Here is a 2,102-nt window from a genome sequence, read left to right as displayed (position 1 = left end):
ACGACAGCATAAGAAATCAACCGAATCCGCTGTCCGAAATCACCGCAGCAGCTCACATTTCGAACAGGGCGAAGACTGGGCCGAGGTCATAGCGAGCAGGGTCGGGGCCGAGCTCGGCGTACCTCTTGCCGAAACCAGGCTCTGTCTGCGCGACGGCCGAAGAGGGTCTCTGAGTAGGGACGTACGGCAGGCGCAGTACGACCTCGTCGGCGGCCACCTGGCGCTCGAGGACTGCAGGAGCGTCACCGACTACTTCCCGCACTTCGAGCGCGAACCTGCTGTCGACCCGAACCGCCCGGACGTGAGACGGCCCGGTCACTCACTCTCGAATATCCGACGTGCCCTGGCTGACTGCGAGCCACCACCGGAGTTCTCAGGGCCCGTGGAAATGGATGCGTTCGATGTCTTTGCCGGGTACTTGCTCTTCGATGCTCTCGTGGCCAATCGTGACCGGCACGAGGAGAACTGGTCGGTGCTCAGGCCCCGCCTGCGGGATCGGTCACCACTGCTCTGCCCGTCCTATGACCACTCCAGTAGTCTGGGCTTCGCTGAGACACCGGAAAAGTTGCGTCGGCGTTCTGAGGGAGCCGCGCTCAGATCTTGGGCCGAGAAGGGAACTGCCTGGCGGTTCGAGCACATGAAGAAGCCTCTGTCCCTGGTCGCGCTGGCGGGAGATGCCTTACGAATCTCGTCGCCCGCCGCACGGGTGCACTGGACGGAGCGACTCGATGCGATGCAGCTCACTCCGGTCACCGATCCGATCGAGCAGGGTCTTATCCCTGAGATGTCGGAGCCCACGATTACCTTTGTGATAGCCCTGTTGACCCTAAACCTGGAGAGGACCCGTCATGAGCTTGGTCAGCGTCTCTAACCCTCAGCTCGCCCCAGACACCGACTCCAGCGTCCATGAGTTGCTGGTGCTCTGGCAGCACCCCGACACTCGCCGCATCCATCCCATCGGACGCTTCTGCTTCGATGGCACCGAGTACACGTTCGACTACACGCAGCATGCCGGTAATATCGCGAACTTCCGCCCATTACCGGGGCTCCCGCTCGTACCCGACACGTATCGCGCGTCGCGTATGCCCACGCTGTTCCGTCAGCGGACAATGTCGTCACATCGCCCCGATTTCGCGTCGGCGATGGCCGACCTCGGTATCAGCCCGGATATGGCCACACCATGGGAGCAGATCGTCCACTCCGGTGGGCGTCGCGCGGGTGACACGCTGCAGTTCATGCAGATGCCAGCGATCCGTGCCGGGCGCTTGCATGCACGGTTCCTGACCAATGGGATCCGCCATGTCCCAGTGGGAGGTGCGATCAACCTCGACGGAACTCCGCACCGCGTCTCGTCCGAAGAGCATGAGCGCGTACTCAGCTCGCTGATCGTGGGTCAGTCGGTGGAGATCCTCCCCGAACGGAACAACCCGGAAGACGAGAACTCGATGGTCGTCACATCCCAGGGCGTTCCTCTGGGATGGGCACCTCGAGTACTCTCCGAGGGCCTGCGGGCTCTAGGAGTGACAGAAGGGTCCGGGCGGACGACTGTGGTGCGCACCGCGGGCCCTACTGCACCTCCGCACGTGCGCCTGGTCATCGATGTCGAGGCTGATGCACCAATCGGGTTCAGCTTCGATCGCGCGGGAGACTGGGACCCGTACCGCGCCTGACGCCATCCTTCCTCCGCCGAGCCACCCGTCCCGCTCAGTGAGTCAACGGGTCGGGTATGCCCAACACTTCACGGTGCGCGTCTGCCGGGATATATGTACACATAGCGTCGTAGAGATTCCGCCGATCTTCGGCGAGCTCTGCGATCAACTGCTCGTGAAGCGGCAAAAGATGACGTACATCGTCCGCTGCATAGTCGAGCTGTTCCGAGCTGAGTGCTCTCGCTCCCCAGTCGCTTGTACGCACTGACCCCTTGTCCAGCTCGATGCCGAGGCGTCGTCGGACAAGGGGTTTAAGGCTGTGTGAGCCCCGAGACAGATCCGGGTTCACGATGCGAGAGACCGTTTTCGTGCATCCGATGCGACGTGCCCTGATGCCCCTGAATATTCGTAGCACTGGAGGCCACCCGTATCGGGATTGGGAGCCACCGGCTC

3 protein-coding genes are annotated in these 2,102 nt (G+C 62.6%); 2 read left to right on the top strand and 1 reads right to left on the bottom strand.

Annotated elements, in window-relative coordinates; genetic code table 11:
* Both INT49_RS20740 and INT49_RS20735 read left to right on the top strand, forming a co-directional pair.
* Nucleotides 1–871, top strand: an 871-nt coding sequence (locus INT49_RS20740) for a HipA domain-containing protein (protein ID WP_193119619.1), incomplete at its 5' end; no start/stop codon positions are given.
* Entirely contained in the window at nt 849–1,670 is an 822-nt protein-coding gene (locus INT49_RS20735; protein WP_193119618.1) for a hypothetical protein, read from the top strand. The genes INT49_RS20740 and INT49_RS20735, both read left to right, overlap by 23 nt.
* A gap of 34 nt (nt 1,671–1,704) precedes the next feature.
* Here the strand turns inward: INT49_RS20735 and INT49_RS21690 are convergent, their stop codons facing one another.
* On the bottom strand, nt 1,705–2,064 hold the full coding sequence (locus INT49_RS21690; RefSeq protein ID WP_404801965.1) for a ribonuclease D: 360 nt from the start codon (nt 2,062–2,064) through the stop codon (nt 1,705–1,707).
* Nucleotides 2,065–2,102 lie beyond the last annotated feature (38 nt).

Origin of the sequence: Brachybacterium tyrofermentans (assembly GCF_014897585.1) — a bacterium.
In the GTDB taxonomy this organism is placed as follows: Bacteria; Actinomycetota; Actinomycetes; order Actinomycetales; family Dermabacteraceae; genus Brachybacterium; species Brachybacterium tyrofermentans.
The sequence above is the reverse complement of the archived record's forward strand: the minus strand, read 5'-3'. Positions and strand labels throughout refer to the sequence as shown.